Here is an 18197-nt window from a genome sequence, read left to right as displayed (position 1 = left end):
CTTGACCCGCCGGCTCGGGCTCATAAGATAGATGGTCATATCTACAACTCGATCATCTTTGCCCGATACTGGCTACCCAACCAGATATCCCGTCCCGGTGTGGAACGTGTGTCGGCTAGCCGTCACCGCTCGGCCGGTCCTCACGCTTCCGTACGCGTCTACAGTGAGCCCCATGTGCCTGAACCGGCCGCCGGCCTGCTGAGATGCGCGGCTTCCTGGCCGTCTCGGTGAGCCCGGACGGGCCTGCTGCGGCGCGCATCCCGCACCCTGCCGCGCTCGCGCTCGTCGCCGACCCGCACGCCAGCGCCGCGCCGGTCCGCACCCGGGACGGCTGGCTCGCGTTCACCGCCGGCGAGCCCGGCGACCACCTGGGCGCCGATCCGGCCGCGGGTTTCACGGTCCGGCTCACCCGCTCGATCCGCGACCGCACCGCCGATGTCGACACGGGTCGCCTCGCCGCGCTGCTCGGCGACGGCACGGCACTGGACGGCACCGCGCTCTGCGGTCTCCTGCCGCCGTTCGCCGCCGCGCACCTGGCCCGTCCCGGCGCACCGGTCGTACTGACCGGCGACTGGCTCGGCCTGCGCCAGCTCTTCTGGTGGCAGGGTGACGGCGCGGCCGCCGTCTCCACCAGCGCACTCGCGCTCGGCGCCCTGGCCGGCGCGGGCCTGCACACCGGCGCGCTCGGCGTGCAGAGCCTCATGGGCTGGCAGGTGGGGCTGGAGACGGTGTTTGCCGGCGTCACCAAGCTTGGGCCGGCCGGCGTCGCGAAGCTCCGCGACGGCCGGGTCACCGTCGAACGGTACGCCAGCGCCGACGTGAGCGTCGACGCCGCACAGGGCCTCGATGCCGCAGTCGACGAGATGGCCGAGATCCTGCGCGCCTTCCATCGCGCCTACCTCACCGACCACCCGGAGACAGTGCTCCAGCTAAGCGGCGGCCAGGACTCCCGGCTCTTGCTGGGCGCGGTGCCACCGGAGCTACGCCGTGACCTGGCGGCGTTCACATTGGACAGTAGTGGCGGGGTCGAGTCACGGGTCGCCAGCCGCCTCGCCGCGCAGTGCGGCCTCTCACACGTCGTGCACTGGACCGACGAGCGGCCAGCCGTCGGCGCGGCGGCCGGCCACCGCGCCGCGCGGGCCGCCGCCGCCGCGCTGGACTGCATGGCGAGCCCGATGGCGCTCGCCCCGCTCGCCCTCATCGAGGCCGACCTCGACCAGGGGCACCGGCTCTCCGGCGCCGGCGGCGAGCTGGCCCGCGGCTTCTACTACCCGGGCCAGCCCCGGCACGCCAGAACCGACGAACGGATGGTGCGCAGGCTGGCCGAGTGGCGGCTCTTCACCAACGAGGCAGCCGAGGCGGAAGCCCTCGAGCCGGACTTCGTCGCGTCCGCCCGGTCGTACGCGCTGGCGGCCGTGGCCGAACGCTTCGCCAGCTACGACCGCGACTGGCTCCGCGCCACCGACGAGTTCTACCTGTGGGACCGGATGGCACGGTGGGCAGGTGCGCAGGGCACCCCGGCCGCGGTCGACCGGTTCTACGTCAATCCCCTGCTCGACCGGCGCTTCGTACAGTTGGCATTGGCGGTGGCCCCGGACGAGAAGCGCGACTCGCGGCTCACCGGGCGGCTCATGCAGCGACTAGACCCCGGCCTCGCCGCGTTGCCGCTCGACTCGGGGCTGGTCCCGGCGCGGCTCGGTCGTCCCGGCCTGGCCACGAGTGCGGCGGTCGTCGGGGTGACGTTACGCAAGTCGGTCGGCAAGGTGCGCCAGCGGCTGGCCGGCGCGCGCCGCACCCAGCTGGGCGCGGCCGACATCGCCGCGCGTGTGGTGGCCCACTGGCGCGCCGCCCCCGAGGCGACCGCTCCCCTGCGGCGGGCCGGCCTCGTCCGCGTGGCCTGGCTCGACGAGCTGCTCGACGGCCGCCGCGAGGCGCTGCCGGCGACGGTAGCGTTCCTCATGAATCTGCTGGTGGCGACGGAGGCCACAGAGCTTGGCCGGGTGTCCGGCACAGACGCCGCCAACGATCCGGCGGTGTCGCACTTCGGTTAGTTCGCGCGCGCCGGTGCGGCCCGGCGCGTGTGCCGTAGTTTGCCGCTGACAGAGGGAGGACACGTGTGCGGTCTGGTGGGTAGATGCGCGCGGGCCACGGCCACCGTCTCCACGGACGAGATCCTGCGCGCGCTCGCACCGATCCGGCACCGCGGACCGGACGGCGACGGCGTGTGGACCGATCCGGGCATCGGGTTGGGGCATGTGCGCCTGTCGATCCTCGACCTGAGCACCGCGGCGTCACAGCCGATGGTCTCCTTTGACGGCCGCTACGCGCTCGCCTTCAACGGCGAGATCTACAACTTCCGGGAACTGCGTGACGAGCTGATCGCGCAGGGTCTTGAGATACATTCCACCGGCGACACCGAGGTGTTGCTGTCGCACATCGCGCTGCACGGCTGCGCCGCCACGTTCGCCAGACTGGAGGGCGACTGGGCGGTCGCCGTCTGGGACACCCGCGACGAGCTACTCACGCTCGGCCGCGACGTACACGGTGTGAAGCCGCTCTACTACGCCCACGGTCCGGACGGCAGCCTGCGATTCGGCTCCGAGCTCAAGGCGCTGGTCGAGGTCGGCTCCACCGCGAGCGAGCCGAGCCCGGCCGCAGTCAACGCCGCCTTGCTCGGCTACTCGGTCACCTGGGGCGACCGCACGCTGTACCGGGGCGTCCGCGCCGTACGCCCCGGCGAGCAGCTCACGTTCGACCGATCCACGGGGCGCATCGAACGGCGCTTCTTCGCACGGGTGGTCGACTGGGTCGACGACGACCTCTACCGCGAGCTTCGCAGGGCGTCAACCGCCGAGGTGGTCCAGCGAGTCGAGGACGCGATCACCGCGGGCGTGCGGTCCCGCCTCGTCAGCGACGCCCCGCTCGCCTGCCTCGCCAGCGGCGGGGTCGACTCCAGCCTCATCGCCACGCTCGCCAGCCGTGAGCGGGCCGACATACCGCTCTACCACGCCGACGTGGCCAACGACAGCGAGCGGCCGGCCGCCGAGGCGCTCGCGGCGGCGCTCGGCCTGAAGCTGCACACCGTTCGCGTCACCGACGCCGACATCATCGCCGCCATCCCGGACGTGACCTGGTACAACGACGGGCCGCTCATCTACCACCTCAACGCACTGCCGTTTTACGCCGTATGCGAGCTCGCCGCGGCGGACGGTATCAAGGTGCTGTTGACAGGCGAGGGAAGCGACGAATACCTGATCGGCTATCCGAACGAGGCCCTACAGCCGGTCATCGACCTGGTCAACCGGGTAAAGTCGGTGCCTCGCTCGTGGCTGTCCGCACTGTCGCCGAAGGCGGCGAAGCTCTTCTGGCCGCGCGCGGATGAGACGTTCGAGCACCGGCTCCTTGAGCTCAACTCGGCGTTTGAGGCGGGCATCGTGGCTGACCGCAGCGCCGCCGCGCTGAGCGGCGCCATGGGCCGCCGCGACCGCCGTTCCCGCATCACGTCCCTCAACCTCGCCCAGTCGCACCTGGTCTCGCTGCTGCACCGCAACGATCGTCTGGGCATGGCGTGGGGGTTGGAGGCCCGGTTCCCGTTCCTCGCGCCGGAGTTCGCGAAGCTGGCGGTCAACCTGCCGGACCGGTACAAGCTGCGGCGCACGATCCGGGCGCACGACAAGCGGCACCCGTTCATCGTGGACAAGTGGGCGATCCGCGAGGTGGCCGCGCGCCGGCTGCCCTCGGCGCTCTCCGCCCGACCCAAGCGCGGCTTCCCAGTCTCCATCAACCGACGGCTATCGGTCTCGCCGAAGTTCTTCGCCGACGGCTTCCTGGCCGACCTGTACGCGCTGGATGAGGACGCCATCACCACCGCGATCAGCGACGGCCCGAGCGACTGGCTGACCCGGCTGATCCTGCTCGAAGTGTGGGGGCAGATCTTCTTCCGCGGCGCGAGCCGGGACGCGATGCGGGAGACGCTGCTCGCGCACACGCAGACCGCGGTGCCGGCAGGCCACTGAGCCGCCACTCAACACAACACGAAGCCGGCCGACGGTGCCACCCTCGGCCGGCTTTGCTAGAACGGGATCACGACTGCGGCTTGACCGGACCGGAGCCGTCCTGCCAGGCATTACCGCTCCACACGTTTCCGTCGTGGAACTCGAACGTGGCCACCGGCCCGTAGTAGCCGCACTTGGGGCCGTACTTCTTGCCGAAGAGATTGTTTATGTAGCGGATGTTCGTGCCGATCGGGTACGGCTTCGCCGACGTGGAGCCGCCGTAGGTGCAGTAGCCGCCGTCGGTGTTGAGAAGGTTGCGCTCGATCAGCGCGTTGTTGATCGGCTCGAAGTCTCCGTAGAGCGAGAGCGCGGCCGAGCAACCGTCGCTGTCACAGATCAGGTTGTTGTGGATTACCTTGTAGTTGCTGCCGCCGTTGGAACCGATCGCCGTCTGGTGCGCGCCGTCCACATACACCCAGCCGTGCAGGTACGAGTCTTCGATATGGACGTTGTTGCGCATGTTCGCGCCCCGGCCAGTGCCGTGGATGTGACAGCGGATGCACGTATAGTCATCGTTGCCGATGGCAGCCTCGCCGTTGGGGTCCACCTTGCCGCCTCCGTCGATCTCAACGTCGATCAGCTTCAGCCCCACCAGGCTCCAGTCGGTCTTGTATGTGGCGGTCACCTTTCCCTGCACCAGCGAACGGGTGATGGTGACATTCTTACCTTCGATGGTGAGCCCATTCACGAAACGGCAGCTGTCCAACTTGGCATTGTTCTTCGTAACGGTGTTGGAGCAGTTGCGCAACGTCACACCGGTGTGCTCATAGCCCGTGCAGTTCTGGTCGGGAAATCGGGGAAAGGAAGGGCATGCCGATCGACCGCCGGACTCCTCTTTCTTCGCCGATGCGGAAGGACTCGGCGTAGCCGACGCGCTGGGCGCCGCCCCGAGCTTTCCCGCGCCTCCCGGCACCGGGGTGGCGGTCGAGACCTGACCACCGTTCTGGGGAGTCGTCGCCTCCGTGCCAGGTTCGCCACCGGTGGCAAACGGCTTGAAACCGACGCCAGTCGCGCGGACGACGCCGAAGGCCGCCACTAGGACGATCACCGTACTCACAACCACAAGCGCCACGTTTCTGGACGGACCACGCGACAACCGGTGATTCGACCGGTGTGCCGGCGGCGCAGGGCGCGTGTTGTCAGAGGGATCTGTCACTGGTGCTCCCTACTCGAACGTGCGCCGCTCAGGCGACAGAGGCAGGCGGATTCATGTCGTCTTTCACATATTGGTCATTCGCGATGGCGCGCTAATGCTAGCACCGTACGGGTTGGTCATTTTCTCCTTGCGGACAGCGCGTCCGGCCATACCGGATCAGACCTGTCATTATCGCGACACCCCGCCAGGATCACCGCCCAAGTATGGTGACGCGGTGACCACGGTCCGACCGGCCGCCGCCCCTGCGGCCAGCGCAGATACCACCGCGGGCCGGCTTCCGTCGCTGACCGGGCTCCGTTTCGTCGCTGCTTTCCTCGTCTTCGGCTTCCACGTGCACATCGAGCACATCATGGCGCCGGGGGCCGTGCGGACGACAATGGAGTGGCTGTTCGGCCAAGGCGCCGTCGGCGTCTCGTTCTTCTTCGTCCTCAGCGGATTCGTCCTCACCTGGTCGGCACGCGAAAGCGATACCGCCACACGCTTTTGGCGCCGACGCATCGCGAAGATCTACCCCAACCACATGGCTACCTGGCTCGTGGCGCTGGGTGTGGCCGTGGTCACCGGCGCTGGTGCGGGTCTCGCGATCGCGCTGCCCAACCTGCTGCTCGTTCAGGGGTGGTCGCCGGACATCGACGTCTTTTTCGGCCTCAACACGGTGAGCTGGTCGCTGGCCTGCGAGGCGTTCTTCTACGCCCTCTTCCCGCTACTCTTCGCCGGGCTGCGTCGCCTGCCCGGCCGCACTCTGTGGCCAGCGGCGACAATCGCGCTCGCGGCCATATGGGCCGTGCCGCTGGTGGCTCAGCTCCTGCCAGCGGAGCACCGGTACTGGGCAATCTGGATCTTCCCGCTCGCCCGCACCCCCGAGTTCATCGCCGGCATGGTCCTCGCCAGGATCGTCCGCGAGGGGCGCTGGCCACGGCTCGGCGTGTGGCCAGCCACCGCGCTCGCCGTCACGGCGTATGTGACCTCCCGCTGGCTCCCCGACGACTACCGGCTCGTCGCGGGCACCGCGATCCCACTCGCACTGCTGGTCGCGGCGGTCGGCGCCGCGGACGCGGCCGGCCGCCCCACGCCTTGGCGGTCCCGCCGGATGATCTGGCTCGGCGAGGTCTCGTTCGCGTTCTACCTCGTGCACCAGCTCGCGCTCCGCCTCATCATCAAGGTCACCGGTGTCGAGCACTCGGCGCTGGCGGCCGTCGGCATCACGGTCGGCGCGCTGGCGCTCGCGGTACTCGGCAGCTGGCTGCTCTATCGGTACGTCGAGCTACCCGGTATGCGCCTGCTCCGCCCGAAATCGCCAACCCCACCCGAGACAGGTGTAAGACATTCGACACCGACTCCCGCCAGGTAGCCCATTGTCCCGGGCCGCAGTGTCCACCAAAGTTCGGTAGGCGTGTCCATACGCTCCGTACCGCCGAGGCGCATCATTCTGCGCGGAGTCGACGAGGTAGCTCGCTTATGAAGAACCGCCGGACCCACATCACGATCCTCATCGCCAACCTTCCGGCAGAGCGGGATCGGCGGGTCATCCGCGAGTGCTTGACGCTTGAGGAGGCTGGCTACGAAGTCACGGTCATCGCGCCACGCGGCGACAAGAGCCTCAGGGTCCTGCCAGGAAGCCGAGGAACGCGGTTGCGGCCGTACCCCGTCTTCGTCTACGGCGCCGGGGTGCTGTCGTTCGCGATGGAGTTCGTCTGGTCGTTCCTGTGCATCATGGTGCGCTTGCTCGGCGAGATCCTCGCTGGTCGGGCACACGCCGTACAAGTGTGCAACCCACCAGACGTGTACTGGCCCCTGGCGCTGATGCTGCGCGCGATGGGCCGTCCCTGGGTCTTTGACCACCACGACCTGTGTCCCGAGGTCTACGCCACCCGCTCCGCCGGCCGGCCCAACCGCTGGGTGTACCGAACACTCGAGCTGCTGGAATGGCTCACGCTGCGCACCGCCTCTGCCGTGATCGCGACGAACGAATCGTTTCGCGACAACGCGCTACGCCGAGGCGTATCCGAGGAGAAAGTCACCGTGGTGCGAAACGGGCCAGCGTTGAGCGAGATCGCTCCGCCCGGCCAGGACGACGGTCCGGGCGGCCGGCACGGCGAGCACCACCTGGTCTACGTCGGCGTACTCGGCCCGCAGGACAACGTAGAGGGCGCCATCCTCGCCGCCGAGCAGCTAGCTCGGATCCACGGCCGGGCCGGCTGGCGACTCAGCATCGCCGGTGACGGCGAGAGCCTGCCCGCCCTGCGCAAGCTGGTGGCCGACCGAGGGCTCGGCGACCTGGTGGAGTTCACCGGGTGGCTGGAGGGCCCAGCGGTCGACGCGTTGCTGCGTTCGGCCACCGTGGCGATCCAGCCCGACCTGCCGACGGAGATGAACAACCTGTCCACTATGGCCAAGACCGTTGAGTACGTGGCGCGGGGCCTCCCGGTCGTCGCCGCCGACCTGGTGGAGACCCGCCGCACGGCGGGCGACGCGGCCAGCTACGTGCCCAACGGCACGCCGTCGGAGTACGCCGAGGCGATCGACGAGCTGCTGGGCGACCGGGAGCGCCGGACGAAGATGCGCGAGGTGGGGCTGGCGCGGTTCACCGGGCAACTGGCCTGGGATCACCAGGCCCGCTCGTACATCCAGGTGTGGCACCGGCTGCTCGCTGGGCGCCGGCTGGCCGATTCGGCCGTGCCTCGGCCGCGCACCGGCGGTCCGGATTCCTCGCGCGTCACGGAGCAGGCGGGCCGCGAATGACAAGCGTCGTCATCGCCGCGCACAACGAGGCGGCGGTAATCGGGCGCTGCCTGGATGCGCTGCTCGCCAGCAATCCAGGACTGGACGTGACCGTGGTCGCCAACGGCTGCACCGACGACACCGCCGCGGTCGCCGCGGCCCGCCCAGGCGTGCGGGTCGTCAAGCGGCACGAGGCCGGCAAGGCCGCCGCGCTCAACGCCGCGGATGCGGTCGCGCAGGGCTTTCCGCGCCTGTACCTGGATGCCGACATCGTATTGACGCCGGGTGGCGTGCACGCGCTGGCCGCCGCCGTGTCGGGGCCGGCTGGTGGCGGTCCTGCACCACTTGCCGTCGTGCCACGGCGAAAGCTCGACCTCACCGGGAGCCCGCTGCTCGTGCGCGCTTTCTTCGCGGTCAACTCACGCCTTCCCGCTTACGACCGAGGCCTCTTCGGGCGTGGGGCGATTGCGCTCTCGGCCGAAGGCCGGGCCCGGTTCGACACGTTCCCACCTGTAATCGCCGACGACCTTTACCTCGACTCCCTCTTCACCCACGAGGAGAAGCGCGAGGTCTCCTCCGTCGTCTCCGTGGTGGCGACGCCGCGCCGCACCCGCGACCTGGTGCGGCGCCTGGTGCGGGTGCGCGCCGGAAACGCCGCGATGCGAGCGGCATCCGCGGCGGGCGCCGCCCCGCCTGGGGTACGCTCCAGCGCGCGCTCTTCCTGGCTGCGTGACGTGGTGCTCCCCCGCCCCTGGCTGTGGCCAGCCGGGGCGTGCTACGCCGCGATCACCATCACTGCCGCCCTCGCCGCGAGGCGTCGCGCGGGCGCGGTCGGCTGGGGTCGCGACGAATCGAGTCGGCAGGCCGAGCGGCAACCGGCGGCGTAAGGGCAGGGGAACCATGTCGACCGACAGTGTCGTGAACGTTTGCTTCCATGGCGTTGGCACGCCACGGCGCGAGCTCGAACCGGGCGAGGCCGTCTACTGGGTCGACGTCGACCGCTTCCGGCGGATCCTCGACGAGGTGGCCACCTGGCCCTCGGTGCGCATCAGCTTCGACGACGGCAACGCCTCCGATGTCGAGATCGGCTTGCCGGAACTCGCCGAGCGCGGGCTCGCCGCCGACTTCTTCGTCGTGGCGGGCCGGCTCGACCAGCCCGGCTCCGTAGGCGTCGACCACGTGCGCGAACTGCGCCACCGCGGCATGGAGATCGGCACTCACGGCATGTGGCACCGCTCCTGGCGGGGCCTATCAGCAACCGAGTCGCACGAGGAGTTGGTGGCCGCCCGTGACCGCCTCGCTGAGGTGGCCGGGCAGCCGGTCGTGACCGCCGCGCTGCCGCTTGGCCAGTACGACCGGACGGTGCTCGCGGCCTTGCGCCGCAGCGGATACCGGCGGGTCTTCACCAGTGACCGGCGCACCGCCCGGCGCGGCTCGTGGCTGCAGCCGCGCTACAGCGTGCGCCAGCATGACACGCCCGAGAACCTGCGCGCCGAGATCCTGAGCGGCCCGCCGCTCGCACGCCGGTTGCGCGCCACCGCAGCGGGAGTAGTGAAGCGGTGGCGGTGAAGGTTCTCATCGGATTCGCCGAGTCGCTTGCCGCAATCGAGTCCGCCTGGTGCCTGCGCGCCGCTGGATACGAGGTGGTCGCGTTCTCCCGCACCGGCCGCCGACCGCCGCTGGCCGCCGCCCGCGGCATTACCGTGCACCCCGTGCCTGCTCCGGAGGCGGGCGTGGTCGCCTGCGTCGCGGCCGTCCGGTCCCTGGTCGCAGTCGAACGACCGGCTGCGGTCCTACCGCTCGACGACGCCGCGCTGCTCGTCTGCGACCGCGCGACGGACGCCGTCGACGGGCGGATCCTCGGCACCCCGATCGCCGGCGCCACCGCCGCCGCGGCCCGGCTCGCACTGAACAAAAGCGAGCAGATCGCGCTGGCCGAGAAGGCCGGCATCCCCGTGCCGCCGACCGGTTCGACCGAGCCGCCACCCGGGGTCGGCCCGTGGATCGTCAAATCGGCAATGGCCGCTGTCGAGCGGGACGGGCGGCTGGGCCGGCCGGCCGGTGCGATCGCTCGGGAGGCCGGTGACGTAGCCGCAGTGGTGGCGGGGCTCGGCGGCCCGGCGCTCGTCCAGCCTTTGGTCGAAGGCATAGGCGAGGGCATGTTCGGCATCGCCATCGGTGGCGAGGGGTACGCGCTCTCCGCCCACCGGCGCGTCCGCATGATGAACCCGCGCGGCTCCGGCTCTAGCGCCTGCCGCTCGATCCCGGTCGACCCCGACCTGGTTGGGCCGGTTCAGCGATTCGTGGCCGAAGCCGGCTGGCACGGCATCTTCATGATCGAGCTGCTACGAGACGCGAGCGGCCAGCCATGGTTCATGGAGCTCAACGGGCGCACCTGGGGCAGCATGGCGTTGGCCCGGCACCGCGGCCTGCCGTACCCTGTCTGGGCGGTCGAGGCCGCTCTGGATCCCACCTGGCGCCCGCCAGCGGTGGCCGAAGCCCCGCATCTGGTCTGCCGTCACGCCGGCCGCGAGATGGTGCACCTGCTGGCGGTGCTGCGCGGCGCTCGGGGCGTGGACGCCGGTCGCTGGCCCGGCAGGAGCAGCACCCTCCGCGCGATGCTGCGGCGGGAGCGTGGCACCCGCTGGTACCACGCGGACGAGAGGGGCGTCCTCCTGCGAGACACCTGGCGCACCGTGGCCGACCAGGTGCGCCGCCGATGAGGACGGTCAGGGCCGCGGCCCACGTGCACTCGGAGTGGTCCGACGACGCCACCTGGCGGCTCTCCGACATCGCCACCGCGTTCGCCGACCGCGGGTACGACGTCGTGCTCCTCGCCGACCACTGCCGCGAGTTCGTTGCTTCGCGATGGGCGGAGTACCGGGCGGCCTGCGCCGAGGCGAGCGGCGACTCGATCCTGCTCGTGCCAGGCATCGAATACAACGACCTCGACAACGCCGTGCACGTGCCGGTCTGGGGCGACGTCCCGTTCTACGGGCAAGAGGTGCCGGACATCGGCGTCCTGCTCGCGCGCGTCGCGGCCGACGGTGGCACCAGCGTGCTAGCACACCCGTGGCGGCGGGACGCGTGGCGGCGCTACCAGCCCGGGTGGAGCGCCCATCTGGCCGCCGTCGAGGTGTGGAACCGCAAGTACGACGGCATCGCGCCCAACCCGCACGCGGCCGAGCTGGCCCGCAGGGAAGGGCTGCGGCACTTCACCGCCGTCGATTTCCACACCAGCCGCCAGTTCTTTCCGCTCGCGATGCGGCTGCGGTTGGCAAGCGACACGGTCGACCTGCCGGCGGTGCACCGCGCGCTGCGCGAGGGCGCCTTCACGCCCGTGTTTAGGGATCGGCCGGTCGAGTCGATGCTGCGCGGCCCGGCGCTACGCGCGGCGGTAGCCGCCGAGACGGCCCGCCGCGCGGTGCGGCCCGTGGTCAACCGCCTGCGCCGGCTACGCGGCTAACGCCCGCACCAGCTCCGGGCTCGGGGTAGCGCGCAGCCGTGACGGGCTGACCAGCGCCCGGGCCGCCGCCCGGCTGGCCTTGTTGCCGAGCACCGCGCGGCTGGTCTCCCGCAGCAGCAACGCTGCCCAGTACAGCGCTGTGGGCAACCACCCGTGCCGGCGGCGGTAGAGGCGTACCCGGTTGAGGTTGAGCAGCGCCCACAGGCCGGGCGATTGCTTGGACTCGCCTTCCAGGTGGACGGCGAGCGCCGATGGCGCCAGGCGCGTCGCCAGCCCTGCATCGCGTGCCCGGAGCGCGAAGTCGGTCTCCTCGGAGTACAGGAAGAACGACTCGTCCCACGGACCGACCCTGGTCCAACATTCCGCGCTCAGCAGCATGGCCGAACCCGCCGCCCAGTCCGCCTCTGTCTGCCCCGTGTACAGGTGGTCGCCGACCACGAGCTCGCCGAGCGGGCCGAATCGGCCCGCCCGGTGCGCACCAAGCAGCGCGTCGCCGAAAGCTCGCAGTGGACTCGGCTCCCGGCGGAGCACGTGGATGGCCGAGCCGTCGCCGCGCTCCAGCCGGGGCACGACGATGCCCGCGTCGCTGCCGCGCAGCACGGCGAGCAGCTCGCGCCCGGACTTCGGTGCGAGCCGAATGTCCGGGTTGAGCACGAGCACTGCCGTGTGTGGGCGAGCGGCGGCCACGGCGGCATTGATGCCCGCGGCATAGCCGGCGTTTCGCCCCATCTCCACCACGAGACTGCCCGGCGCGAGCCGCCGGACCGCCGCGGCGCTCCCGTCCACCGAGGCGTTATCGGCCACTGTGAGGTGCCAAGAGACGCCTTCGAGCCCGGTGCCCAGAGAGGCGACCAAGTCGGCGAGGAGGCGCTCGCTGTTGTATGTCACGACGACGACGGCGATCGTCTCCTCGGTCTGGCTCAACACAGCTCCTCGCTGTCCGCTCACGACCGGCGCCCCGTCCCGTCGCCGATCTCCGGGACCATCCTGCCGTCCGGTGTACCCTGCCCAGCTCCACTGTCCGGGTAAGAGAAGTGTCGGCAAGCTGTCGGAGGGGTAGGGGCGCCCATCGATTCGGCACCGCTTACGCCCCTTTTGCGATTCATCTGGTCCATCCAGACCCGCACGGCTGAGTGTCGGATAGCTGATGGATGAGTGAACCGGACGGACCTGCCGCTGGAAGGGCGCGGCCGAATACTCTGCCTCGCGTGGGTCTTCATTCCATTCGCCGGCGGGTCGTCGACTCGCCGGACTCGTGGGGCGCGAAGCGCCGTGCGCGCCGGGCATTGTGGTTGAGCGAGACGTTTCCCGACCTCGCGCAGATGTCGGTCATCGACCTCGGTGGCCGGGTCGACACTTGGGAACGGGCACCCGTCCGCCCCAAGCACGTGCACGTCGTAAACCTGGAGCCGCTCCCCAACGAGCTGCCGGAGTGGGCCGAACTCGACTACGGCGACGCCTGCGCGCTGCCCGAAAAGATCACCAAACGCCGCTACGACCTCGTCTTCTCCAACTCGGTGATCGAGCACGTCGGCGGCCACGAGCGGCGCGTCCGCTTCGCGGAGTCGATCCACGCGCTCTCTGACGCGCACTGGGTACAGACGCCCTACCGCTACTTTCCGATCGAGCCGCACTGGGTGGCGCCGGGTATGCAGTTCCTGCCAGTCGCGCTCCGCTCCCGGGTGGCGCACCGGTGGCCGCTGGCACATACGCCCGCCTCCAGCCGGGCCGACGCGTTGCAGTCCGTGCTGTGGACGGAGCTGATCGACAAGACCCAGATGCGCCACTATTTTCCACAGTCAACGATTCGCTGCGAGCGCATCTTCGGGATCACCAAGTCACTGATCGCCTACAAACTGCCCTGACGTCCGTCTTGGCCTTGCTTCGGTACATCCGCGAACGCCGCAACCGTGCGGTCGGCGTAGGCGCTCGCGTCACCAGACTCCATCGGACCGTCCCATGTGGACGGAAGCGGCACCGGCACGTCGGGCGCCACACGTTGCACGATCTCGTCGAGCACCTTCTCCGCGTCGCCCACCCACAGGTGCTTGGCGCCCGGTACGCCCACGACCTCGGCCCGCGGTATCGCGGTGAACCGCTGGCGCGCCTCGTCGGGCCGCAGGTAGTCGTCGAACTCCGGCACCAGCGCGGTCACCGGCTTGCCCGAGCCGGCCCAGGTGGCCAGGTCTTCCTCGGTGGCGAACCGCAGCGGCGGGGAGAGCAGGATCGCACCCTCCACGGCCGGGTCGCAGCCGTACTTGAGCGTCAGGTCGGTGCCGAACGACCACCCCAGCAGCCACACCCGCGGCAGCGACGCGAACTCCGCGTACTCGATGGCCGCCGCCACGTCGTATCGCTCGCCCACCGCGTTGTCGAACGCGCCCTCGCTCGTGCCGCGGACGCTGCTCGTGCCCCGGGTGTTGAACCTCAGCACCGCCAACCCGGCCAGCGCCGGCAGCCGCCACGCCGCCTTGCGGAACACGTGGCTGTCCATCATGCCGCCGTGGGTGGGCAACGGGTGCACGCACACGAGGGTCGCCACCGGGTCACGGTCGGCCGGTAGCGCCAGCTCGCCCACCAGCTTCAGACCGTCGGCTGTGTGCAGCTCTATGTCTTCCCGACGGACCGGGAGGATCGAGTTGGCGCGGATCGCTTCGCTCACCCCGCCAGTCTGTCACCGCCGCCTATCCCTAGCCTGCCAGCAGCCGGTGTGCCAGTGGCGGCGATCACCCTCGTCGCCACGGCCGTCGGCCGGCCACGCCACCACGTGCGGCGTGCCCGGCCGGATCTCCTGGTTGCATCCCGGGCAGCGGTACGTCTTCGCCGACGCCCTGCCCGGGATGCTTCGCACCAACCACTCGCCGTCAGCCCATGACTGCACCCGCTGCACGCCCTGCCGGGCCCGCTCGGCGTCGAGCGGCACCGCGTCGTCGCGGCGATGGTTCCTGCGGGGGCTCACGGTAGGCAAGCTACCTCCGTGATCAGCCGGTCAGAGACGTGGGCCAGGTCTCGGGCTTGTTGGGATCGGTGCCCGCGGGCATGCGGAGGCCGTTCGCCACCATCTCCGCCACGTCCTTCGGATAACCCGTAGGCGTCAGTCGCACCGGTACGCCGTCGAGGCTGTAAATCTGCAGCGTTTGATCACCGTCGCCAACCCAGCCACGGTCCGGCAGATCCCCCGGGCTCGCCGAGAAGCTGGCGCTGGGGATGAACGGGCCGCCCATCTCCACCTTCATGGCGGCACCAGGTCCGTTCAGCGTCAGGACGCTCTCCGGAACCCATGTGATGTCCTCCGTGGAGAACCGCACTGTGCAGCCCTTGATGCCCGCGCCCTGGGGCAACGCCGTCAGCTGCAGCGGAGCGGCACACCGGACAGCCTGATCCCACCGCACGGCGTGCGCGAGCGCTATGACATCGGCCTCGTCCAGCTCGAAGCCGCCGACGATCGCCTCCAGCCCGTCGGCGGGCGACCAGCGCACCTCATACGAGGTGAACCCGCTCTCCTCGATGACGCTCAGCGTGCCCGTGCGATCGCCGATGTGCACCGGCTTCTCGGTGGTGACCACCGGCCCGCCCGGTTCGCCTCGTGCCGGCCCGGAGCTCTCCGGCTCCGGCACCTTCCCCGCTGCGAGCTGCACCCGCCCGGTCGCGGGTCCGCCGTCGGCCCCGGTGATCGACAGGGTCATCTCCTCGACGCCGTCAGGCTGCACCGCCCACGTCACGCCCTGGACCGGGAGCGACAGCTTCTCGACCCGGAAATGGATGTTCCCCGGCTCCCGGCCGACCTTTTCCGGCGCGTCCGCGGCACCCGGCACGCCCTGCGCCGCCAGCGCCGGCACCGGGTACGCCCCGCGCACCGGTGGTTCGGCATCGGGACCGATCTGCCCTATGCGTCCTGGCGGCGACGCGGGCGTCTCCGCCGAACCGATCGACGCACCCCCGCCCCCATCGCTCAGGACGAGCGGCACCGCCGCCAGCGCCGCCGTGGTGACCCCGGCGACGCCGGCACCCGCCAGCGCCATCCCGATCCGGCGATGCCGCTGCCTGCGGCGGCCCCGCGCCAGCGAGCCGCCCAGCAGCGCGTCCGCGTCCACCTCGCGGTCCGCTCGGGTACGCAGCGTCGCCGCGAGCCGGTCCTCAACGTCGAATGTCATCTCTTGCTCTCCTCTCGCACCGGCCAGCCGGCGTCGCCGACCCGACCGCGGAGCGTGGCCAGTGCACGCATCGCGTGCGTGCGGACCGTGACCGCCGAGCACCCGAGAATCCCCGCGATGGCCGCGTCGTCCAGGTCCTCGTAAAAGCGCAGGACAAGGACCGCGCGCTGGCGGTCCGGCAGCGCCGCGACAAGCCGCCACATGGCGTCCCGATCCGCAGCCGGGTCGCTCGCATCCGGCCGTGCGCCGTCGGTTGGCTCCGCCACCGCCAACTCACGGTTCGCCCGCCGTCGCCACCACGAGTTGCGCGCGTTGACCAGCATCCGGCGCAGGTACAGGTCGGGCTGGTCGGTGCGGCAGATCCGCGCCCAGCGCGGATACGCCTTGGCGAGCACATCCTGGACGAGATCCTCGGCACGGTGGTCGTCGCCGACGAGCAACCGGGCGAGCCGCACCAGCGCGGGGCCGCGGGTTAGCACGTACTCCTCGAAGGTCACACCCGACAGACGCCCCGACCTCGCCGCGGTGTTGACAATGAGTCTGATGCCCTCGCTCCGCTCGGGCCGCTTTGAGCGGTCTGCGGACGGCGCGCGCACACTGAGCCAGCTGCCCTCGCTGCGCTCGGGTCGCTCGCGCGCTCGAAGGCCGCCCTGTAGACCGCAGCCGCTCTGGTCGCTGCGCTCCCGACGCTTTGAGCGGTCTGCGGACGGCGCGCGCTCACTGAGCCAGCTGCCCTCGCTGCGCTCGGGTCGCTCGCGCGCTCGAAGGCCGCCCTGTAGACCGCAGCCGCTCTGGTCGCTGCGCTCCCGACGCTTTGAGCGGTCTGCGGACGGCGCGCGCTCACTACCGGTCGGTGTAGTCGCGGAAGCCGCGGCCGACCTTGCGCCCCAGGTAGCCGGCGGTCACCAGGTGCTCAAGCAGGGGTGCGGGCGCGAACCCGGGCTCGCGCAGCTCCAGGTACAGCTCCCGCTGGATGGCCAGCGACACGTCGAGCCCGACGACGTCGAGCAGGTCGAACGGCCCCATCGGGTAGCCACAGCCCAACTTCATGGCGTGGTCGATGTCGTCGGCGGTGGCGTAGGAAGCTTCGAGCATCTTGACCGCGTCGTTCAGGTACGGGAAGAGGAGCGCGTTGACGACGAACCCGGACCGGTCACCGCACACGACGCCGGTCTTGCCGAGCGCCGCGACCACCGCGCGGGCGGTCGCCAACGCCTCCGGTGACGTCCGGATGGTGCGCACGATCTCGACCAGCGGCATGACCTGCGCCGGGTTGAAGAAGTGCAGCCCCACGACGTCGGCAGGCCGGTGCGTCGACATCGCGCACTCGATCACGGGCAACGAAGACGTGGTGGTCGCCAGCACGACGCCCGGCTTGCAGATCTCGTCGAGCGACGCGAAGAGCGCCTGCTTGACCGTCAGCTCCTCGACCACGGCCTCAACGACCATGTCGACGTCGGCGAGGTGGTCGAGGTTGGTCGACCAGGTCACCCGGCCGAGCGCGGCGTCCCGGTCCGCCTCGGTGACCTTGCCGCGCACGACGCCCTTGTTGAGCGACTTCTTCACCGCCTCGCAGACCCGCGCGGATTTCTCACCGCCGCGGGTCACCGAGACGACCTCGTAACCGGCCTTCGCGAAGACCTCGATGATCCCGATGGCCATGGTGCCAGACCCCACGACGCCGACGGTGGCGATCCCGCGCGCGCCGTCGGCCGCCGCCGACTCCGCCGCGTTCGGCGTCTGGTCATCGGGTACGACGACAGGCGAACCCGGTTTCTCGTAGGTGTAGAAGCCCCGTCCCGACTTCCGGCCGAGCAGCCCCGCCGTGACCATCTGCTTGATCAGGGGCACCGGGGCGTGCCGCCGGTCCCGCCCACCCCGGCGGTACATCGTGTCGAGGATCTCGTACGCCGTGTCGACGCCGATCAGGTCCATGAGCGCGAGCGGACCCATCGGCAGCCCGCAGCCGAGCTTCATGGCCGCGTCGATGTCCTCCCGCGTCGCGTACTTGGCCTCGTACATCGACACCGCATGGTTGAGGTAGCCGAACAGCAGCGCGTTGGCGATGAACCCGGCCCGGTCGCTGATGGTCACGTCGACCTTGCCGAGCCGCGTGCACAGCGCCTCGACGTCCGCCACCACCTCGGGCGCGGTCACCACCGTCCGGATGATCTCGACGAGCTTCATCACCGGGGCCGGGTTGAAGAAGTGGATGCCGATCACCTGGTTCGGCCGGTGCGTGGCTACCGAAATCTCGGTGACGCTCAAGGACGACGTGTTGGTGGCCAGGATCGCGGTGGGCTTACAGATGCGGTCGAGCTCGGCGAAGATCTGCCGCTTGAGCTCCAGCTTTTCCGGCACCGCCTCGACGACCAGGTCGACGTCGTGCAACGCGTCCAGCCCGACGGCGAAGCTGATCCTCGACTGGAGCGCGTCGCGGTCCTCGGGACTCAGCTTGCCCTTCGCCACCGCGCGATCCGTCGACCCGGTGAGCGTGCTGCGCCCTCGCTCAAGGGCAGCGTCGCTGATCTCGACGGCGAGTACGTCGATCCCGTTGCGGGCGAAGACCTCGACGATCCCGGCGCCCATGGTGCCCAGACCAACCACGCCTACGGACCTGAACTCACGCGCCACGATTCACCCCT

Annotated in this window: 16 protein-coding genes; 9 read left to right on the top strand and 7 right to left on the bottom strand. The window is 70.4% G+C overall.

What is annotated here, in order from left to right:
• Positions 1–203: 203 nt before the first annotated feature.
• The gene (locus V6V89_RS11785) at positions 204–2051 is read left to right on the top strand and encodes a hypothetical protein (protein WP_334619069.1); all 1848 of its coding nucleotides are present in this window, start codon (positions 204–206) and stop codon (positions 2049–2051) included.
• A 63-nt stretch (positions 2052–2114) separates the two neighbouring features.
• The gene (gene asnB, locus V6V89_RS11780; protein ID WP_334619068.1) at positions 2115–4016 is read left to right on the top strand and encodes an asparagine synthase (glutamine-hydrolyzing); all 1902 of its coding nucleotides are present in this window, start codon (positions 2115–2117) and stop codon (positions 4014–4016) included.
• Between the two features lie 67 nt (positions 4017–4083).
• Here the strand turns inward: asnB and V6V89_RS11775 are convergent, their stop codons facing one another.
• The gene (locus tag V6V89_RS11775) at positions 4084–5112 is read right to left on the bottom strand and encodes a hypothetical protein (protein ID WP_334619067.1); all 1029 of its coding nucleotides are present in this window, start codon (positions 5110–5112) and stop codon (positions 4084–4086) included.
• 313 nt (positions 5113–5425) lie between these two features.
• Here V6V89_RS11775 and V6V89_RS11770 point away from each other — a divergent pair, with 313 nt between their 5' ends.
• From V6V89_RS11770 to V6V89_RS11745, 6 genes are all read left to right on the top strand, one after another.
• Complete coding sequence (locus tag V6V89_RS11770) at positions 5426–6562, top strand: acyltransferase family protein (RefSeq protein ID WP_334619066.1); 1137 nt, start codon at positions 5426–5428, stop codon at positions 6560–6562.
• 107 nt (positions 6563–6669) lie between these two features.
• Entirely contained in the window at positions 6670–7953 is a 1284-nt protein-coding gene (locus V6V89_RS11765) for a glycosyltransferase family 4 protein (protein WP_334619065.1), read from the top strand.
• The gene (locus V6V89_RS11760; RefSeq protein WP_334619064.1) at positions 7950–8819 is read left to right on the top strand and encodes a glycosyltransferase family 2 protein; all 870 of its coding nucleotides are present in this window, start codon (positions 7950–7952) and stop codon (positions 8817–8819) included. Before V6V89_RS11765 ends, V6V89_RS11760 begins: the two co-directional genes overlap by 4 nt.
• A 13-nt stretch (positions 8820–8832) precedes the next feature.
• Positions 8833–9501 (top strand): polysaccharide deacetylase family protein, encoded by a 669-nt coding sequence (locus V6V89_RS11755; protein WP_334619063.1) that lies wholly within the window; start codon positions 8833–8835, stop codon positions 9499–9501.
• Positions 9492–10655 (top strand): hypothetical protein, encoded by a 1164-nt coding sequence (locus V6V89_RS11750; RefSeq protein WP_334619062.1) that lies wholly within the window; start codon positions 9492–9494, stop codon positions 10653–10655. The genes V6V89_RS11755 and V6V89_RS11750 overlap by 10 nt, the downstream gene beginning before the upstream one ends.
• Positions 10652–11398: a PHP domain-containing protein gene (locus V6V89_RS11745; protein ID WP_334619060.1), complete on the top strand. Its 747-nt coding sequence runs from the start codon at positions 10652–10654 to the stop codon at positions 11396–11398. Before V6V89_RS11750 ends, V6V89_RS11745 begins: the two co-directional genes overlap by 4 nt.
• Here the strand turns inward: V6V89_RS11745 and V6V89_RS11740 are convergent.
• Positions 11387–12322: a glycosyltransferase family 2 protein gene (locus tag V6V89_RS11740; protein WP_334619059.1), complete on the bottom strand. Its 936-nt coding sequence runs from the start codon at positions 12320–12322 to the stop codon at positions 11387–11389. The genes V6V89_RS11745 and V6V89_RS11740 overlap by 12 nt on opposite strands.
• Positions 12323–12606: 284 nt before the next feature.
• On the opposite strand from V6V89_RS11740, the gene V6V89_RS11735 reads away from it, so the two are divergent.
• Entirely contained in the window at positions 12607–13263 is a 657-nt protein-coding gene (locus V6V89_RS11735; RefSeq protein WP_334619058.1) for a class I SAM-dependent methyltransferase, read from the top strand.
• On the opposite strand, the gene V6V89_RS11730 is transcribed toward V6V89_RS11735, so the two are convergent.
• The 5 genes from V6V89_RS11730 to V6V89_RS11710 all read right to left on the bottom strand — a co-directional run bounded on the left by V6V89_RS11730 (position 13248) and on the right by V6V89_RS11710 (position 18186).
• Positions 13248–14060 (bottom strand): alpha/beta hydrolase, encoded by an 813-nt coding sequence (locus V6V89_RS11730; protein WP_334619057.1) that lies wholly within the window; start codon positions 14058–14060, stop codon positions 13248–13250. The genes V6V89_RS11735 and V6V89_RS11730 overlap by 16 nt on opposite strands.
• Before the next feature lie 12 nt (positions 14061–14072).
• Complete coding sequence (locus V6V89_RS11725) at positions 14073–14321, bottom strand: hypothetical protein (protein ID WP_334619096.1); 249 nt, start codon at positions 14319–14321, stop codon at positions 14073–14075.
• A gap of 58 nt (positions 14322–14379) precedes the next feature.
• Positions 14380–15552, bottom strand: coding sequence for a hypothetical protein (locus V6V89_RS11720; RefSeq protein ID WP_334619056.1), 1173 nt, complete (start codon positions 15550–15552; stop codon positions 14380–14382).
• Entirely contained in the window at positions 15549–16049 is a 501-nt protein-coding gene (locus V6V89_RS11715) for a SigE family RNA polymerase sigma factor (protein WP_334619055.1), read from the bottom strand. Before V6V89_RS11715 ends, V6V89_RS11720 begins: the two co-directional genes overlap by 4 nt.
• Positions 16050–16395: 346 nt before the next feature.
• Positions 16396–18186 (bottom strand): 3-hydroxyacyl-CoA dehydrogenase family protein, encoded by a 1791-nt coding sequence (locus V6V89_RS11710; protein WP_334619054.1) that lies wholly within the window; start codon positions 18184–18186, stop codon positions 16396–16398.
• Between the last annotated feature and the right edge of the window lie 11 nt (positions 18187–18197).

The sequence above is a fragment of the Micromonospora sp. CPCC 206061 genome, assembly GCF_036906915.1.
In the GTDB taxonomy this organism is placed as follows: Bacteria; Actinomycetota; Actinomycetes; order Mycobacteriales; family Micromonosporaceae; genus Phytohabitans.
The sequence above is the reverse complement of the archived record's forward strand: the minus strand, read 5'-3'. Positions and strand labels throughout refer to the sequence as shown.

Bases quoted from the DNA above. Each gene is read 5' to 3' on its own strand.
- V6V89_RS11785 (WP_334619069.1), top strand. From the start codon at position 204: ATGCGCGGCTTCCTGGCCGTCTCGGTGAGCCCGGACGGGCCTGCTGCG.
- V6V89_RS11720 (WP_334619056.1), bottom strand. From the start codon at position 15,552: ATGACATTCGACGTTGAGGACCGGCTCGCGGCGACGCTGCGTACCCGA.
- V6V89_RS11760 (WP_334619064.1), top strand. From the start codon at position 7,950: ATGACAAGCGTCGTCATCGCCGCGCACAACGAGGCGGCGGTAATCGGG.
- V6V89_RS11765 (WP_334619065.1), top strand. From the start codon at position 6,670: ATGAAGAACCGCCGGACCCACATCACGATCCTCATCGCCAACCTTCCG.
- V6V89_RS11755 (WP_334619063.1), top strand. From the start codon at position 8,833: ATGTCGACCGACAGTGTCGTGAACGTTTGCTTCCATGGCGTTGGCACG.
- V6V89_RS11745 (WP_334619060.1), top strand. From the start codon at position 10,652: ATGAGGACGGTCAGGGCCGCGGCCCACGTGCACTCGGAGTGGTCCGAC.